At 59.2% G+C, this 16,821-nt stretch carries 15 protein-coding genes and 1 riboswitch; of the genes, 5 read left to right on the top strand and 10 right to left on the bottom strand.

Annotation, left to right across the window (positions count from 1 at the left end):
* The first annotated feature begins 354 nt into the window (after positions 1-354).
* A complete protein-coding gene (locus ACQZ45_RS01070) occupies positions 355-789 on the top strand; it encodes a PACE efflux transporter (RefSeq protein WP_013636234.1) in 435 nt (144 codons plus the stop codon).
* Positions 790-813: 24 nt separating this feature from the next.
* Here the strand turns inward: ACQZ45_RS01070 and ACQZ45_RS01065 are convergent, their stop codons facing one another.
* The 5 genes from ACQZ45_RS01065 to ACQZ45_RS01045 all read right to left on the bottom strand — a co-directional run bounded on the left by ACQZ45_RS01065 (position 814) and on the right by ACQZ45_RS01045 (position 5,892).
* Positions 814-1,782 (bottom strand): dienelactone hydrolase family protein, encoded by a 969-nt coding sequence (locus ACQZ45_RS01065; protein ID WP_113291791.1) that lies wholly within the window; start codon positions 1,780-1,782, stop codon positions 814-816.
* Between the two features lie 102 nt (positions 1,783-1,884).
* Positions 1,885-2,490: an ABC-type transport auxiliary lipoprotein family protein gene (locus ACQZ45_RS01060; protein WP_019566194.1), complete on the bottom strand. Its 606-nt coding sequence runs from the start codon at positions 2,488-2,490 to the stop codon at positions 1,885-1,887.
* 15 nt (positions 2,491-2,505) lie between these two features.
* Entirely contained in the window at positions 2,506-3,876 is a 1,371-nt protein-coding gene (locus tag ACQZ45_RS01055) for an MCE family protein (RefSeq protein WP_003515479.1), read from the bottom strand.
* An 8-nt stretch (positions 3,877-3,884) separates the two neighbouring features.
* Positions 3,885-4,721 (bottom strand): ABC transporter ATP-binding protein, encoded by an 837-nt coding sequence (locus ACQZ45_RS01050; RefSeq protein ID WP_003515481.1) that lies wholly within the window; start codon positions 4,719-4,721, stop codon positions 3,885-3,887.
* Positions 4,722-4,731: 10 nt separating this feature from the next.
* Positions 4,732-5,892, bottom strand: a complete 1,161-nt coding sequence (locus ACQZ45_RS01045; RefSeq protein ID WP_003515483.1) for an ABC transporter permease — start codon at positions 5,890-5,892, stop codon at positions 4,732-4,734.
* Positions 5,893-6,035: 143 nt separating this feature from the next.
* On the opposite strand from ACQZ45_RS01045, the gene dgcA reads away from it, so the two are divergent.
* Positions 6,036-7,019, top strand: a complete 984-nt coding sequence (dgcA, locus tag ACQZ45_RS01040; protein WP_113291759.1) for an N-acetyl-D-Glu racemase DgcA — start codon at positions 6,036-6,038, stop codon at positions 7,017-7,019.
* A 245-nt stretch (positions 7,020-7,264) separates the two neighbouring features.
* Here the strand turns inward: dgcA and ACQZ45_RS01035 are convergent, their stop codons facing one another.
* A complete protein-coding gene (locus tag ACQZ45_RS01035) occupies positions 7,265-8,101 on the bottom strand; it encodes a UDP-2,3-diacylglucosamine diphosphatase (protein WP_025593573.1) in 837 nt (278 codons plus the stop codon).
* A gap of 229 nt (positions 8,102-8,330) precedes the next feature.
* Between ACQZ45_RS01035 and ACQZ45_RS01030 the strand changes: the two genes are divergently transcribed.
* Together ACQZ45_RS01030 and ACQZ45_RS01025 are read left to right on the top strand one after the other, a co-directional pair.
* A complete protein-coding gene (locus ACQZ45_RS01030; RefSeq protein WP_003515491.1) occupies positions 8,331-10,646 on the top strand; it encodes an NADP-dependent malic enzyme in 2,316 nt (771 codons plus the stop codon).
* Between the two features lie 135 nt (positions 10,647-10,781).
* Complete coding sequence (locus ACQZ45_RS01025) at positions 10,782-11,882, top strand: DUF2865 domain-containing protein (RefSeq protein WP_162736192.1); 1,101 nt, start codon at positions 10,782-10,784, stop codon at positions 11,880-11,882.
* Positions 11,883-11,951: 69 nt separating this feature from the next.
* Here ACQZ45_RS01025 and bluB read toward each other — a convergent pair whose 3' ends face one another.
* Positions 11,952-12,668 (bottom strand): 5,6-dimethylbenzimidazole synthase, encoded by a 717-nt coding sequence (gene bluB / locus ACQZ45_RS01020; RefSeq protein WP_113291760.1) that lies wholly within the window; start codon positions 12,666-12,668, stop codon positions 11,952-11,954.
* A 98-nt stretch (positions 12,669-12,766) separates the two neighbouring features.
* Positions 12,767-12,952, bottom strand: a riboswitch (cobalamin riboswitch).
* 128 nt (positions 12,953-13,080) lie between these two features.
* Positions 13,081-13,911, bottom strand: a complete 831-nt coding sequence (locus tag ACQZ45_RS01015; RefSeq protein WP_113291761.1) for a TolB family protein — start codon at positions 13,909-13,911, stop codon at positions 13,081-13,083.
* A 192-nt stretch (positions 13,912-14,103) separates the two neighbouring features.
* On the opposite strand from ACQZ45_RS01015, the gene ACQZ45_RS01010 reads away from it, so the two are divergent.
* A complete protein-coding gene (locus ACQZ45_RS01010; RefSeq protein ID WP_113291762.1) occupies positions 14,104-14,481 on the top strand; it encodes a VOC family protein in 378 nt (125 codons plus the stop codon).
* Between the two features lie 40 nt (positions 14,482-14,521).
* Here the strand turns inward: ACQZ45_RS01010 and ACQZ45_RS01005 are convergent, their stop codons facing one another.
* Both ACQZ45_RS01005 and ACQZ45_RS01000 read right to left on the bottom strand, forming a co-directional pair.
* Positions 14,522-15,118: a hypothetical protein gene (locus ACQZ45_RS01005; RefSeq protein WP_113291763.1), complete on the bottom strand. Its 597-nt coding sequence runs from the start codon at positions 15,116-15,118 to the stop codon at positions 14,522-14,524.
* A 3-nt stretch (positions 15,119-15,121) separates the two neighbouring features.
* On the bottom strand, positions 15,122-16,801 hold the full coding sequence (locus ACQZ45_RS01000) for an NAD+ synthase (RefSeq protein ID WP_003515500.1): 1,680 nt from the start codon (positions 16,799-16,801) through the stop codon (positions 15,122-15,124).
* Between the last annotated feature and the right edge of the window lie 20 nt (positions 16,802-16,821).

The following is a 16,821-nucleotide window of genomic DNA, read 5'->3' as shown; positions in this document are numbered from 1 at the left end:
ATCTGGAGAATTATGCTGCATGGCACGCCTCCTTCCATGAGCGATAACGAAAAAACAGCGGTCTTGTTCCGCAGCGGCGAAACGGCGGACAATTGAAAAGATAAGGTGCCGCCGCGTGCTTCGTCTCCACGCCGGTGAGATGGTGGCAGGAATAGTCGCATGAAGGGGAAGCTCGCCGCATAACTCCGGCCTCGCCGCCTCATCCCGCTCCCGCTGAGAAGAGCGCTCCCAAACCCAACCATGACCCAAGGCTTGAAATTTTGCCCGAAACCGCTATATGGCTTTGCGAGAGGACGACCTCGGCCATTATGGCGACAGCATGCGGGACGGCCCGGTCACATACCGGAGAATAAATTGCGTTCCCTGCCCGATCGTATCCGCCACGCTCTCAGCTTCGAAATCATCGGCCTTCTGCTGGTCGTGCCGCTGGGTGCATTCGTATTTCACATGCCCATGGAAGATATCGGCATTGTCGGCCTGGTCAGCGCCACGCTCGCCACCGCCTGGAACTATCTTTACAATCTCGGCTTCGACCATGCCATGCAGCGCCTGAAAGGCACGACGCTGAAGACGCCTGCTATCCGCGTCGCCCATGCTCTGCTGTTCGAACTGGGTCTGCTGATCGTGCTGATGCCCTTCATCGCCTGGTATCTCAGCATCAGCCTTGCCCAGGCGCTGGTGATGGATATCTCGTTTGCGCTGTTCTACGTAGTCTATGCCTTCGTCTTCAACTGGGGCTACGACCGGCTTTTCCCACTGCCGGAATGGCAGTCGCAGGACGCCGTCTGATCGACGGCGGCACCGGCGTGTGCGTCAGCGTAGCGAAGCCGTGAAAAAGCGGATGACTTCGCTGTTCAGTCGACGATGAAACTCCGCCCGGTCAAACCCCGCAATATCGCCGCATATCTCGGCCAGGGCTTTTTCCATCTCGGCGGGGCAAGGTGTTATGAACGAAAAATGCCCTGCCCCTTTCACCGTCTGATAGTCCGGTTTTGCCGGCAGGTCGTCGCGCAGCCCTAAAATATCCTCCGGCGCCACACCGTCGCCGCCGCGCTCTGAACTCCAGAGCTGAACGGGGATTTTGATATCTCGCAGATCGGCCCGCCCTGGAAAGGCGTTGAGGGGGTCTGCAATAACCACAGCCTTCACCCGCGCATCGTAGACCCGGTCCTCAGGCGAAGCAGACCTTTCCAGCATCTGAGCACACACTGCCGCCTGCCCATCAGGGCACGGCAATCCGGTATTTGGAAAATCCGGAACGCCGCCGGCAAGCACCAGCGCCGTATAACCGCCGCGCGAAAATCCGAACACCCCGATCCTTCCGGCATCGATAAAACGGGCATCGTTCCAGTTCGCCAGCATATGGTCGAGCAGGCGGACGATATCGGCCGGTCGTTCGGTCAGCGCGGAAAGATCGCCTGCCCGCTTCATGTCAATGGCGTTATCGCCGGGATGATTGATCGCCGCGACGATGAAACCGGCATCCGCCAGCGCCGCCGCGGTATCCCGATGGCTGAAATACGTACCGCCGAAACCGTGGGAGATGATGACGAGCGGATATTGCCCATCGACAACAGGGCAATCACGCACCGCTTGCAGAGCGAAGGGGCCGATGCGGGTCTCCACCGGAGTCGCCGCGCAGGGCGACCACACCGCCGCCCTCATGGAAGGCTTGCCGCCTGCCGAGGGAATCTCGATCAACCGAAGACCGGCTGCCAGAACGGTGCCCGTTCCGCACATGGCGGAAACAAGGGAAAGGCAAAGCAACACCAGAAATCGCATGACGGACCCGCGGATCGGAAACATTGAATGCAAGGCCGTCACCAACAGGCCTCACCCGCAACATAGAGCAATCTCTTGTAGCGGAAATGACCGTCGTCAGACTTAGAGCGACTTCAGCGTCCAGGCCACGATTTCGCGGGTGGCGGCGGCGAAAGCCTGGTCCAGCGCTTTGACGAAATTGGCATTTCCGGAACCGCTGACGCGTGCGCTGGCGCGGAATACTTCCTGCGCCTTTACCGTGCCGTTGCGATCGTTCAAGAGCTTCACCGAAATCTCGATATCGGCGGTGTTTTTTGCCGTATCGATTTCGAAGGTGCGAATATCGCTGACCACCTGGTAATCGATCGCCAGCCCCTGCCCCGGCCGGCCGACGCCACCGAGCTTGCCGGTATCCTCGAAGGCTTGCACCAGCTTGGATTGCACCATGCGCGGCAGGCGGTCGCTCCATTGCGAATTGCCGAGATATTGCACTTCCGAGCCGGAAAGGCGCACCACGATGTTTTCGCTATCAAGCGCTTTCAGCGCCGTCGGATCGGCGATCAGCAATTGCCGGCCTTTGAGCGACGGCCCCTGCGTCACAGTCGCCGAAGAGACGGAAAGGTCGAACGTATCGTTCGATGGGGTTCCCGCACAGCCCGCCATCGCAACCGCAAGCAGCGGAGCCAGAAGCAGGGCACGGCGCTTATGGCCGTTCATCAATCGTGTCATTGGCCCATACCCCTTTTAGCGCCTTGTTCTGCCGTCATATTGTTTCACGGTTTCGCCGCCGAAAATCAACCGCTGCGGATCGCGGTCGATATTGGTGATCGCATTGTTGAGATTGTCGACCGTCTGCCGCGTGCTGCCGATAAGCGCCTGGAAATCCTTCAGGCCCGAACTGGAGAAGCGCGTGAGATTGTCTGCAATCGGCCCGATTCGGGCATTGAGATTGTCGGCCACGGCCTTGAACGAGGTCAAAGTCTCGCGCGCCTTTGCAAACAGCGAATTGGCATCGTCGGTTCCAAGCATCCCGTCCACCTTGGCAAGAATGCCATCGACACGGCTTGAGGCAAGGTTCAGCTTGCGGCCCATGTCGGTGAAATCGGAGACCGCCTGGTCGATATCGGCCCGGCGTGCGCCGACATCGTCGGCAATTCGCTTGAAGTTCGCCACGGCATCACGCGCATCGGCAGTCGCTGCGGAAACATCACCCACCACGGTGCTGACCTTTGCGGGATCGACCGACGCCAAAAGCTCATCCGCGCGCTTCACCACCGTCTGCACTTCCGTGCTCGCCGCCTCGAAGTTGCGCGCCGTGCTCTGCACCGTTTCCATGATACCCTGAATATCGCTCGAAGCGGAAGCGACGTCCTTCGTCACCTTGTCGACATTAGACAGGATAGAATCGATCTTGCCGGCATCCACCGCCTTCACCAGATCTTCGACAGCAGTCAGCGTGCCGTCCAGGCGTACCGAGACCGATTGAACGGTGGTGGAAAGCGAACTGAGGCTGGCGATGAAACTCTTGATACCATCGGAATTTGCGGCCAGCGCATCGGAGAATTTCTCGGCGTTACGCACCGTCTGCGTCAGCGGCCCGCGGGCATCCTGCACGAAACCCTGCAATTCGCCGATGGCGCCATCGGCGCGTTTCAGGATCTTGTCGGCGGTGGCAAGAAGGTTGGTGACGCTGGAAAGATCGGCCGTCAGCTCGGCGGGAACGCCGCTTTCGACGGATTTCTGCAGAATGCGCTCACCATCCTTGTTGCCGCCGGATAGCTCGATATAGGCAGCGCCCGTCAGGCCCTGAATTTCAAGCACGGCGCGGGTGGACGGGAAAACCGGCGCGTCCGCCTGCACTTCGGTAAAGGCGATGGAATAGGCCGGATCGTCACGGTCGATCGCAAGACCGCGCACCGTGCCGACAGGAATGCCGTTGAAGCGTACCGGAGAGCCGACGGAAAGGCCGTTTGCCGAGCCGGGAATACGCACCACGAGCTGCGCCGTCGGTCCACCCCGGCCGAATTCTGCCATCCAGTAAACGAAGCCGAATGCGGCGGCGATCACGATCAGCGTGAAAATTCCGACTATGGTGTAGTTCGCCTTGGTTTCCATGCTTCTTGTTACTCCACCGGATTTTCGTGTCTGTCGTCCGGAAGAACGACAGAGCGCGCCCGTTTGCCACGGAAATAGGACTGCACCCAGGGGTCGTCACAGGCAAACATGTCCTGCAAGGTCCCTTCCACCAGCACCTTCTTCTGCCCTAGCACCGCAATGCGGTCGCAGACGGAGAACAGGCTGTCGAGGTCGTGCGTCACCATATACACGGTCAAACCGAGCGAATCGCGCAAGCGCGCGATCAGCATATCAAATTCCGCCGCCCCGATGGGATCGAGGCCGGATGTCGGCTCATCGAGGAAGACAAGGTCGGGATCGAGCGACAGCGCGCGCGCAAGCGCCGCACGCTTGATCATGCCGCCGGAAAGCTCCGACGGGTATTTGTCGCCCGCATCGGGCTTCAGGCCCACCATCTCGATCTTGAGATAGGCAAGCTCGTCCATCAGCTTTTTCGGCAGGTCCAGATATTCCCGCATCGGCAGCTGGATGTTTTCCTTCACCGTCAGGCCGGAAAACAGCGCCCCCTGCTGGAACAGCACGCCGAGCCGCTGGTCGAGCATCATGCGGTCGTCTTCGCTGGCCTTGTCGTAATCGGTGCCGAGAATGCGGATTGCACCCGCCTGGCGTGGCAGAAGCCTCAAGATCGCACGCATCAGTACGGATTTACCCGCGCCGGATGGGCCGATGAAGCCAAGGATTTCACCGCGATAGACATCCAGATCGAGATTCTCGAGCACGTTCCTGCCGTTGAAACCGACAGTCACACCCTCGACGGAAAGAACCGTCTCACGGCCGTCCTTTGCAGTTTTTGTCTCTTGCGGCTTCTGGTCCAAAGTTTCCAACGCGCCCTCCTTAAAAATCGATGGCTGCGTAGAAGATGGCAAAAAGGCCATCCACCAGAATGACGACGAAGATCGATTTGACCACCGACGACGTGACGTGTTTGCCGAGCGATTCCGCCGAACCGCCGACCTTCATACCCTCAACCGCCGCAACGATGCCGATGATCAGCGCCATGAACGGTGCCTTGATCATGCCGGCGGCGATGGTCGATTCCTCGACCGCGCCATGCAGACGCGACAGAAACACTTCGAAGGTGATGCCGGAATAGAGAAGCGTGACGATGGCGGCGCCGAAAAGTGCGGCGAAATTGGCAAGGATGGTCAGAAGCGGCAGTGCGATTGTCAGCGCCACGAGACGCGGAAACACCAGCACGCCAACGGGGTTGAGACCGATCACCTTCAGCGCGTCGATTTCCTCGCGCATCTTCATCGAGCCGATTTCCGCCGTGATCGCACTGCCGGAGCGACCGGCGATCATGATTGCGGTCAGAAGCACGCCGATTTCTCGCAATTGCAGGATGCCGACGAGATCGACGACGAACACTTCCGCGCCGAAGTAACGCAGCTGGAAGGCGCCCTGCTGGGCGATGATGGCGCCGATCAAAAACGACATCAGCATGATGATCGGCACGGCGCGCACGCCCATATGGTCGATCTGGTTGACGATGGCCGCCGGCGAGACGCCACGGCCGCGCCCGAGCTTCATCTGCGCGCCACGCACGGCAGAACCCAGAATATACATGCCCGCGAGGAAATCCGCACCATTCTGGACGACAGCTTGTCCTATCGGCGAGAAGAAGCGTTCGGCAAGTCCCACCTTGGCGGCAGGCTCACCCTCCATCGCCGCTTTATCCGGCAATTGGCCGATCAGATCCTCGATTCGCTCGTTTCCGGTAAGCGTGACGGTAACGCCCTTCGCTTCCATATCTTCGCGCAATCGCCGGATGACCCAGGCGCCGGTCGTGTCGATTGCCTCCACCGAGGAAAGATCGATCTCCACCGGACCGGCAGGGCCGCTTTTCTCGATGTTTTCGAGGCGTGCAAAAATGCCGGAAAGATTGCTGTTGCGCCAGGAACCGCTCAAGGCATACCGCTGGCCGCCGCCGGAGACGGCGTCGTCTTCGGTGATTGCGGCCGGGTTCGCCTGTTGCCGTATATCCTGTTCTTGCATAATGCTCCGAGCGAGTGCAGCCGTCACGAGATTCTTAAAGGTTTCATAACGGTTTGGCCTTCGGCAAGCCACAGTGACAGCCGACAATTCGCGATAAATTTGGCGTCATGTGTCTTTTAACGCCTGTCAGGAAGTGAAAAAACATGCCCCGTTACCTTCAAGCCACAACAGAACGTTTCGCCGTTGCTGGCAGCTTCACTATTTCACGCGGCACTCGCACACATGCGGATGTCGTAACGTGCACCATCCGCGATGGTTCCTTTACCGGCAGAGGTGAATGTGTGCCCTACCCGCGTTATGGTGAAAGCATCGAAGGCGTTATCGCCGATATCGAAGCGATGGCTGAGCAGATTGCCGGCGGCCTGACACGGCATGAATTGCAGCAGGTGATGAAACCCGGCGCCGCCCGCAATGCAGTGGATTGCGCACTATGGGACCTCGAAGCCAAGATGAGTGGCAAAAGTGCTGCCGAACATAGTCTCGGACACGCGGCAAAACCGCTCCTTACCGCCTATACCATCTCGCTTGCCGATCCCGAGACCATGGCGGCGAAAACGGCGGAAAACGCTGGCCGCCCGCTGCTGAAGATCAAGACAGGAACGGCGGATGACGAGGCGCGCCTGCGGGCCGTGCGCACCGCAGCACCTGACGCGCGCATCATCATCGACGCCAATGAGGGCTGGAACGACGATAATATCGAATATTATCTGAAACTCGCAGCGGAACTGAACATCGCGCTCATCGAACAGCCGCTTCCCGCCGGCAAGGACGCCATCCTGGCCCGCATCGACCACCCGGTCCCCATCTGCGCCGATGAAAGCGTGCATTCCACCAAGGACCTCGCAGACCTGCGCGACCGTTACGATGCGATCAACATCAAGCTGGACAAGACTGGCGGTCTCACGGAAGCACTTGTCATGAAGGCAGAGGCGGAGCGGCTAGGCTTCATCATCATGGTCGGCTGCATGCTCGGCACCTCGCTCGGCATGGCTCCCGCCGTTCTGGCCGCTCAGGGAGCCGCCTTCTCCGATCTCGACGGCCCGCTGATTCTCAGGCAGGACCGGCAGCCGGGCCTCGTTTACGAGGGTTCGCTGGTTTATCCGCCGCAGCCGGAGTTGTGGGGATAAGAGCCCTCGTTCGGGTTTCGTGTGAAAGCACTACGCCGCACATCGCAATAGTCTTTGCAGTATCACGTAAACTGTATGACCAGCCTTGCCTCACACTCGGCGTCATCCTCGGGCTTGTCCCGAGGATCTATCCACGTCGCGCGAAATCAATCGGTTGCAGATCCTTGGGACAAGCCCAAGGATGACGACTGAGAGCTGAACCATCCCGCGCTTAGGGATCGCCCTGCCTGTTGAACAAACCCCAATCAGGCCGCGTGCTTGCCAATCAGACCTGGAATATCCACCGGCTCCATCTCGTCCGATGTCTGCGAAGGGACATCGCTCGTCTGCATCCAGGTGATCAGCTCGAAAGTGCCATCGGCATTTTCGGCAATCGCTGTGCAGCTTTCCACCCAGTCGCCGGTGTTGATGTAGCGGATGCCGTCCATGTCTTCCATCACGGCGTGGTGGATATGGCCACAGATCACACCATCCACATTGTTGCGGCGCGCCTCGTCGGCCACTACGCGCTGGAACTCGCCGATGAAGTTGACGGCGTGTTTGACCTGCAATTTCGCCCAGGCCGAGAACGACCAGTAAGGCAGACCGATGCGGCGGCGCACCGCAGCAAGGACGATGTTGATCGCAATCGCCGCGTCGTAGGCCCAGTCACCGAGATAGGCGAGCAGGCGGGCATTGCGCACCACCACATCGAACTCGTCGCCATGGATGATGAGGTATTTCTTGCCGTCTGCCGCCTCGTGGATCATGCGCTCGGCCACTTCGATACCGCCGAAATGCATGCCCGGAAACTCGCGCAGAAATTCATCGTGGTTGCCGGGAATGTAAACGATGCGCGTTCCCTTGCGGGCCTTGCGCAACAACTTCTGCACCACGTCGTTGCAGCCCTGCGGCCAGTACCAGCTGCGGCGCAGGCGCCAGCCGTCGATGATGTCACCGACCAGGATGATCGTATCGGCCTCGTGATGTTTCAGGAAGTCGAGCAAAAAATCCGTCTTGGCCGCCTTGGAACCGAGATGGACATCCGAAATGAAAAGCGTTCTGAACTGTCTGGTTTCAATTTGACCGGCCACGGATTTAATCCCCTTGTTCGGTTGCGTCCCTGCGGCTTTCTTCCCTCTCAGAACCAGACTCGTGTTGCAGCAACATGACAATGGCCGGTTTTTGTATGGAATATGACTGATGGCATCACGAAAACGCGAATAAGCCATTCCCGCATTTGCATAAGGGGGCGGCAAATAACGGCTGTACCACGGGAAAGTTTGTTGTATTCAGAGGGCCGGAATTGAACCAGACATGACGGTGGAAGACATGACCTCTCACGATAAGAACAACACGCCCGCCAACACGGCAAAGGCCGACATCGAGGAACAGGCGCTCTTTTTCCACCGCTACCCGCGCCCCGGCAAGCTGGAAATCCAGGCCACCAAGCCCCTTGGCAACCAGCGCGATCTGGCGCTTGCCTACTCGCCGGGTGTCGCCGCCCCCTGCCTCGCCATCCATGAAAATCCGGAAATGGCAGCGGAATATACCGCCCGCGCCAATCTCGTTGCAGTGATTTCCAACGGTACGGCAGTGCTTGGCCTTGGAAATATCGGCCCGCTTGCGTCCAAGCCTGTTATGGAGGGCAAGGCCGTCCTCTTCAAGAAATTCGCCGGCATCGACGTTTTCGATATCGAGATCGATGCGCCCGGCATCAACGACATGGTCTCCACCATCGCAGCGCTGGAACCCACCTTCGGCGGCATCAACCTTGAAGACATCAAGGCGCCCGAATGTTTCGAGGTGGAGCGCCAGCTGCGCGAGAAGATGAACATCCCCGTCTTCCACGACGACCAGCACGGCACGGCGATCATCGTCGCCGCCGCCGTCACCAACGCGCTGGAACTGGCCGGAAAATCGCTTTCGAGCGTCAAGATCGTTGCCTCAGGCGCCGGTGCGGCAGCCCTTGCCTGCCTCAATCTGCTTGTCGCCATGGGCGCAAAGAAAGAAAACATCTGGGTCCACGATATCGAGGGCCTCGTTTATGACGGCCGCAACTCGCTGATGGACGAGTGGAAGGAAGTCTACGCGCAGAAGACCGACAAGCGGGTTCTGGCCGACTCGATCGACGGCGCCGATGTCTTCCTCGGTCTTTCGGCGGCAGGCGTGCTGAAGCCGGAACTTCTGGAGCGCATGGCGGAAAACCCGCTGATCCTGGCGCTTGCCAACCCCAATCCGGAAATCATGCCGGAAGTGGCCCGTGCTGCCCGCCCGGATGCGATGATCTGCACCGGCCGTTCGGATTTCCCGAACCAGGTCAACAACGTGCTGTGCTTCCCCTATATCTTCCGCGGCGCGCTGGATTGCGGCGCAACCACGATCAACGAGGAAATGAAGATGGCCGCCGTGCAGGCCATCGCCGAGCTTGCCCGCGAGGAGGTCTCGGAAGTCGCCGCCAAGGCCTATAGCGGCGAAACGCCGATCTTCGGCCCGAACTACCTCATTCCCTCGCCTTTCGATCCGCGTCTCATCCTGCGCATCGCGCCGGCCGTTGCCCGTGCTGCCGCCGCAAGCGGCGTCGCCGCCCGGCCGATCAGCGATTTCGAAGCCTATCTCGACCAGCTGAACCGCTTCGTCTGGCGTTCCGGCTTCATCATGAAACCGGTCTTCAACGCCGCCAAGGTTGCCGAAAAGAAGCGCATCATCTTTGCTGAAGGCGAAGACGAGCGCGTGCTGCGCGCCGCCCAGGTGCTTCTGGAAGAAGGGACCGGCATCCCGATCCTCATCGGCCGCCCGCAGATCATCGAAACGCGCCTGAAGCGCTTCGGCCTGCGTATCCGCCCGAATACCGATTTTGCGGTGGTCAATCCCGAAGACGATCCGCGTTACCGCGACTACGTCGATGATTATTTCGCCCTCGTCGGCCGCGCTGGCATCAACCCGGAGGCGGCCCGCACCATCGTGCGCACCAACTCCACGGTCATCGGCGCGCTGTCGGTGAAGCGTGGTGAGGCGGATGCGCTGATCTGCGGTCTGGAAGGCCGTTACGACCGGCACCTGCGCGACGTGAACCAGATCATCGGCAAGCAGGAAAGCGTTCGCTCTTTCGCAGGCCTCAGCCTGCTCATCACCCAGCAGGGCGCGCTGTTCCTCACCGACACCTTCGTCAACAACGATCCGACCTCCGAAGAAGTGGCTGAAATGGCCATTCTCGCGGCAAAGGAAATCCGCCGCTTCGGCATCACGCCGAAGATCGCGCTCGCCAGCCACTCCAATTTCGGGTCGCGCGATTCGGAAAGCGCCCGCAAGATGCGCCGCGCCCTGAAGATCGTGCAGGCAGCGGCACCCGAATTGGAAGTGGACGGCGAAATGCAGGGCGGCTCGGCACTTTCGGAAGCGCTGCGCAAGCGCGCGATGCCCAACAGCGTGCTGACCGGCGAAGCGAACCTGCTGGTCTTCCCGAACCTCGATGCCGCAAACATCACGCTCGGCGTCACCCGCACGCTGACGGAGGGCCTGCATGTCGGCCCCATCCTGCTTGGCACGGCACTTCCCGCCCATATCCTGTCGCCCAGCGTCACCTCGCGCGGCGTTGTCAACATGGCGGCCTTTGCCGTCGTGCAGGCATCGCACCCTTCGGTCTGATGAAGGCGCATTAACGCAGTTTTGAACATGCTGTTGCCGCATTGCGGCAACAGCTTATGTTATCTTCCTGAAACACGGATTTCCCGAAGCATAACACCCTCGCCACCGGCCGGGGACATCGAACGGATCGCACCATTGACCCGGCGCCGCAGCATTATCGGCCTCCTGCTTCCCCTTGTTTTCATCGCCCCGGCCGCTGCTTTCGCGGATCAGGTCTGCGATACGCTTTATGCGCAGCTGCGCGAACCGCCGCGTGTCATCGGCAACACCGCCGAGGTACGGCGTTACGCCAATGCGCTCACCCGCCAGAACATCGAGATCCGCAGGATCAGGAACGATCTGCGCCGTTACGGCTGTTCATCCGCAAGCGTCACCGTTTATGGCAGCCCGAATGCCGAACTCTGCGCGGAGATCAGCGACGCGATGGCGGATGCGCAGAGCGAACGCGATGCCATCATTCGTGACCGCGACTATGCCATGGCGGCCCAGGGCAGCGATGATGGCGACATCAGACGCCAGCGCATTCTCGCCGCACTCGATGCCAATGGCTGCAGCGCCATTCCTGAAACGGAAGCGCGCCAGCTGACGGCACCCGATGTGACACGTTACCCCGACGCCTTCGGCGAACAGAGCAATCCGCCGGGACAGGCAGGGCTTTCGCCCTACCCCAATGCCGCTGCGGAAGGCGGGCTCAGGACGCTGTGCGTGCGCACCTGCGACGGCTCGTTTTTCCCGATCGCTTCCAATGCCTCGCCGCTCGATTTCCGTGCGCAGGCCGAACAATGCCAGAAAATGTGCCCGGGTACGCAGACGGAGCTCTATTTCCACTCCATGACGGAGCAGGAAACGGCTGACATGGTCTCGGCTGAAACAGGAAAGCCCTACAAGGACCTGCCGACCGCCTTTGCCTATCGAAATGCCTCAACGAAAGCCCCAGGCTGCGCCTGCAACATGGCCGCCTATCACGAGGAGATGAAGCAGCAGGAGGCTGCGCGGCCGGAAGCTGAGAAACCCTATTCCAGCATCACGACCATTCCATCACCGCAAGGTGACACCCCCAAAAAACCCACCGAACTGCAGCAGGCCGCAAAGCCGCCGGAACAACCGGTTCCGGAACGCGACTATGACCCGAACAACAGCAAGGTCCGCGTCATCGGCCCTAAATTCCTGCCCGACCAGACAGGCCGGATCGACCTGAAGAACCCGGCGCTGAAGGGCATTCAGCCGCAGCAATAGCTCCCATCAGGCACACGGTATGGAGTTGGCAACGCTCTGTCTCACTCACAAGGCGGTCGCGTCTTCTCTTTACCGTCCACCCCAGCGATTGCGAAACACCAGCTCCTCCAGCGGCACGCGCTGGCGCCACCCCTTCACCGCCAGTTCCGGCTCGGTGTAAAGTTTATCGACGCGGCCGAGGCATAGCCAGGCGACGATCTCGATGTGGTCGGGGATCTCCAGAATGGTGCGAATGTCGCTATCGTGGAAAATGCTGACCCAGCCGACGCCGATGCCTTCGGCGCGCGCTGCAAGCCAGAGGTTCTGGATGGCGCAGACGGTGGAATAGACATCGGTGCGCGGATTGTGGGTGCGGCCCAGCACCACCTTGCCGCCACGCGTCGGATCGCAGGTGACGCAGATGCTAAGCGGCGCCTTGCGGATGCCCTCAAGCTTGAGGCTGCGGTAAAGCGCCTGCTGCTCCCCCTCGAACATCGCCGCCGCCTCGCCATTGGCGCGGCTGAAGGCAACCCAGGCTGCCTGCCTCACCGCACCGTCAGTGACGAGCGTGAAATTCCACGGCTGCATGAAACCGACCGAGGGCGCGGAATGCGCCGCCTTCAGCAGGCGCTCGACCACATCTTCCGGCAATGGATCCGGAAGGAACTGGTCGCGCACATCACGGCGGGTTTCGATGGCACGGTAGATCGCCTCTCGCTCTCCCTCGGAAAACGGGTAGGCGGGCGAAAGCGCGTGATCGAATGCATCGGCGTCGAGCGAACTGGTCGCGAGTGGATCGGTCGGCATCGTCTATCCCCAACAATGCTGGCGCGCCGCCACGAAAACCGGCTCCGGTTTTCGCCTGCACGACGCGCTGCTGCAACAACCTGCCGCCGTCCACGCGGTCTGGTCTATCCTGTCAGGCCGGTCTTCTGACTCGGCTTCATCCGCCCACTTTCGCCTTCCCGAATGGATTCAGTGGCATCAAGAAAAAGGGCATCCGCCTCACAGCGCTGGGCACGTTCCGGTCTTGCACCGGATTCCCGATTCTCCCGCCCTAAAGGGCAGGCACCTGACGAAGAAGCTTATGAGCAACAAAGATTGCAAATACAAGTATCTTGCGCAGCGATGCGGCAATGTGACCGTGGCCACCTCACCTGCGTATTGCGGCCTTCAGCCGCCTCGCAGACGCGCGCCGGCTGAAGCACTCCCTACCGCATCACCCAACGGGAAAATACCGCACATAAGCGAACTCATCCCCGTCCGGTGACCAGTTGGGCGAATTCATCGTTCCCTGCCCGCCGAAAAGGTCAAACAGCGTTTCGGCATTACCGCCATCCATATCCATCAGCCGCACGCGCACGTTGAGGTCGCGCGGATGGTCGAAGACATCGGCGTCGTAGGAGACGAAGACGACTTTGTCACCGCTGGGAGACGGATGCGGGAACCAGTCGCCATAGACGCTGTCGGTGATACGCTCGACGGCCGAGCCATCCACCCGCACGCGCCAGATCTGCATCTGGCCGGTGCGGCTGGAGTTGAAATAGATCCATTCTCCATCCGGCGAATAATCCGGCCCGTCATTGCGGCCCTCACCATGGGTAAGGCGTGTCTCAACGCCGCTGTCTATGTCCATGGAATAAATATCGAAAACCTGATCGCGAATGCCGCAATAGGCGAAACCTTTCCCGTCCGGTGACCAGCCGTGCCAGTAGGACGGAAGGTTCCTAGTCATCAGACGCGGCGTTCCGCCCGTCGAAGGCAGCAGATAGATGGCACTCTTGCCGAACTCCACCTTGTCGGAAATGGCATAAAGCGAACCGTCAGGCGAAATGCCGTGGTCATTGTTGCAGATTGTCGCAAAGCCGGTATCGACCTTGTCCGGCGAAGGGTCGCCGGCAAGTGACAGGCGGTAAAGCAGGCCATCGCAGTTCAGAAGCAGGTATTTCCCGTCCGGCGACCAGTTCGGAGCCTCGAACAGCTCCGGCGTCTGCCAGACCACCCGCATCTGCCGAGTGCGGATGTTGAAGATTTCGATGGAACTGCGCATGCTGCCTCCCGGGCCTGTCGATCGTCTGGCGTGGAGCGTTGAATGGCACAAACATTCCGTTTGCATCCGCCACCGCCGTGATTATGATCCTATTGCCGCAGGCACCGCCCTGCAAATTCAAATAGGAAAAAACAGCAGCGTTCCGGCACCGCCCGCACCCCTGCCCGTTTCTCCCAGATCCGAGGTTCCGCGATGAACAACATCGCCGATCACGGCATCCGCTTCGGTCGGATCGCCGCAATGCTTCCTGTCAAGAATATCGAGAAGGCCCATGACTTTTATGTCCGTGTGCTGGGCTTCGAAAAGACCTTCGAAAACGGCAACCCTGTCGGTTTCATGATCCTGAAACAAGGTAATGCCGAGTTGCACCTGACATTGCAGTCGACGCACAAACCGGCCCCCTTCAATGTGGCGCATATGCTGGTCAGCGACGCCGACGCGCTGCACGCGCTTTGCAAAAGCCACGGGCTTCGCATCATCAAAAGTCTGCAGGACAAGGATTATGGCCTGCGGGCCTTCGTTTTCGAAGACCCGGATGGTAACCGCATCGATGTGGGGCAGGTTATTTAAGGTGAGTGAAGAGTGGCGCGGGCTTTCCTCGCGTCACTTACTAAGTCTCATTTGTCGCCTTTTCGGCAGAATCTAAAACATCTTTTAGCGCTACACGTATGAGCTGATTAATAAAAAGTTGTCTCCCAGAAATCACTTGGTCTTCATCGATTTTCTCGGTGATGAACTCAGAATCGATCGCCATTTCGAACTCCAAAATCCACCAGCGATCAATCTTGGTTGCGAGACGATTAGCCTCAAATAATAACTCGATATCGAGACCGGTCTTCTTATCATCTAATAAAAACGCATAAAGCTCGTGAGCAACCTCACCTCGATATTTCGAAAATCGACTGATTAACTCATCATCTTCAATTGTAATCGCTCCAAGTTCGAGGTGGAAATCTCGACAAGCTCGGAAAACACTCTTTCCTCTTACTATTTCGCCAAATTTAGAATCGGGTTTCCCGACCAATTCGCCATCAACGATTTCCCATTCATTTGTAAAAAAGCTCTTCACTTTATCGGTGATTAGCTCTTTCAAATTCTCATAGATTATTAAGAATAACGCCCCAATGCGGAGATTGAGTGAAATCTCAATGTGATCCTCCTTGAGAAGAGATTTTATTTTCTCATAAGGCAGATCATCTATTTCCACAGTCTACCGATCCCGAAACCGGTTGGTAATCGGATAACGGCGATCGCGGCCGAAGTTCTTCTTGGTGATCTTCACCCCGGGCGCGGATTGGCGGCGTTTGTATTCGGCGAGATAGAGCAGATGCTCGATCCGGTGCACCGTCGCGATATCATGGCCACGCGCGAGGATTTCCTCGACCGACATTTCCTTTTCCACCAGGCACTCCAGAATATCGTCCAGCACCGGATAGGGCGGCAGCGAATCCTGGTCTGTCTGGTTGGGTCGCAATTCGGCGGATGGCGCCTTGGAGATGATATTGGCGGGGATCACTTCGCCGGATGGCCCGAGCGCGCCCGGCGGCACATGGGAATTGCGCCAGCTGGAGATGGCGTAGACCTGCATCTTGTAGAGGTCCTTGATGGGATTGAAACCGCCATTCATGTCGCCATAAAGCGTCGCATACCCCACCGACATTTCCGACTTGTTGCCTGTTGTCACCACCATCGAGCCGAACTTGTTGGAAACGGCCATGAGAATGGTGCCGCGTGTACGGCTCTGCAGGTTTTCTTCGGTAATGCCTTCTTCCGTGCCTTCGAACATTTCCGAAAGCGCCGAAAGGAACCCATCCACCGGTTCGGCAATGGGCACGATATCGTAACGGCAGCCGAGCGCCCTGGCGCAATCGGCTGCGTCCTTCAGCGAATCCTCGGAGGTGTAACGATAGGGCAGCATGATGCAGCGCACCCGCTCTTCGCCCAGCGCATCAACAGCAAGCGCAGCGCAGATCGCCGAATCGATACCGCCGGAAAGGCCGAGAACCACGCTCTTGAAGCCGTTCTTGTTGACGTAATCGCGAAAGCCCAGCATGCAGGCGCGGTAATCCGCCTCCTCGCCTTCAGGGATTTTCGAGAAAGGACCGCTCTCACAGCGCCAGCCTTCTGCGGTGCGTTTCCAATCGGTAACGGCAAGGGTCGCCTCGAACTGGCTCATCTGGAAGGCAAGGGTCTTGTCGGCATTGAAACCGAAGCTCGCGCCGTCGAAAACCAGCTCGTCCTGCCCGCCAAGCTGATTGGCGAAGACCAGCGGCAAGCCGCTTTCGATTACCTGCTTCAGCGCCACCTGATGGCGCACATCCAGCTTGCCGCGATAATAGGGCGAACCATTCGGCACCAGCAGGATTTCCGCCCCGCTTTCGGCAAGCGTTTCGCACACACCCATATCGTTCCAGATTTCCTCGCAGATCGGAATGCCGATCCTGACACCGCGGAAATTATAGGGACCGGAGATCGAACCTTCGGCGAAAACACGTTTTTCATCGAACTCGCCGTAATTCGGCAGGTCAATCTTGTCACGCAGCGCGATGATCCTGCCGCCATCCAGAAGCGCAACCGAATTGTGCCGGCCCGTTTCACCCTGACGCGGAAAACCGATGACGACGCCCGGCCCGCCATCGGCGGTTTCCGCCGCCAGTTCTTCCACGGCCTTCAGGCACGCTTTCAGAAAAGCCGGCTTCAATACCAGGTCTTCCGGCGGATAGCCGGATATGAACAGCTCGGTCAGAAGCAGGAGATCGGCACCCTGCGTCGCCGCATCGGCCCGTGCTTCACGCGCCATGGCGAGATTGCCCGCCACGTCGCCAACAGTCGGATTGAACTGCCCGACGGCAATTCGAAGATGGTTTTTGATGTCGTGTCTGTCGCTCATGGCTTTTCAATACCGCGCCC

This window comes from Agrobacterium sp. 16-2014-1-2a (genome assembly GCF_053522705.1).
The sequence above is the reverse complement of the archived record's forward strand: the minus strand, read 5'-3'. Positions and strand labels throughout refer to the sequence as shown.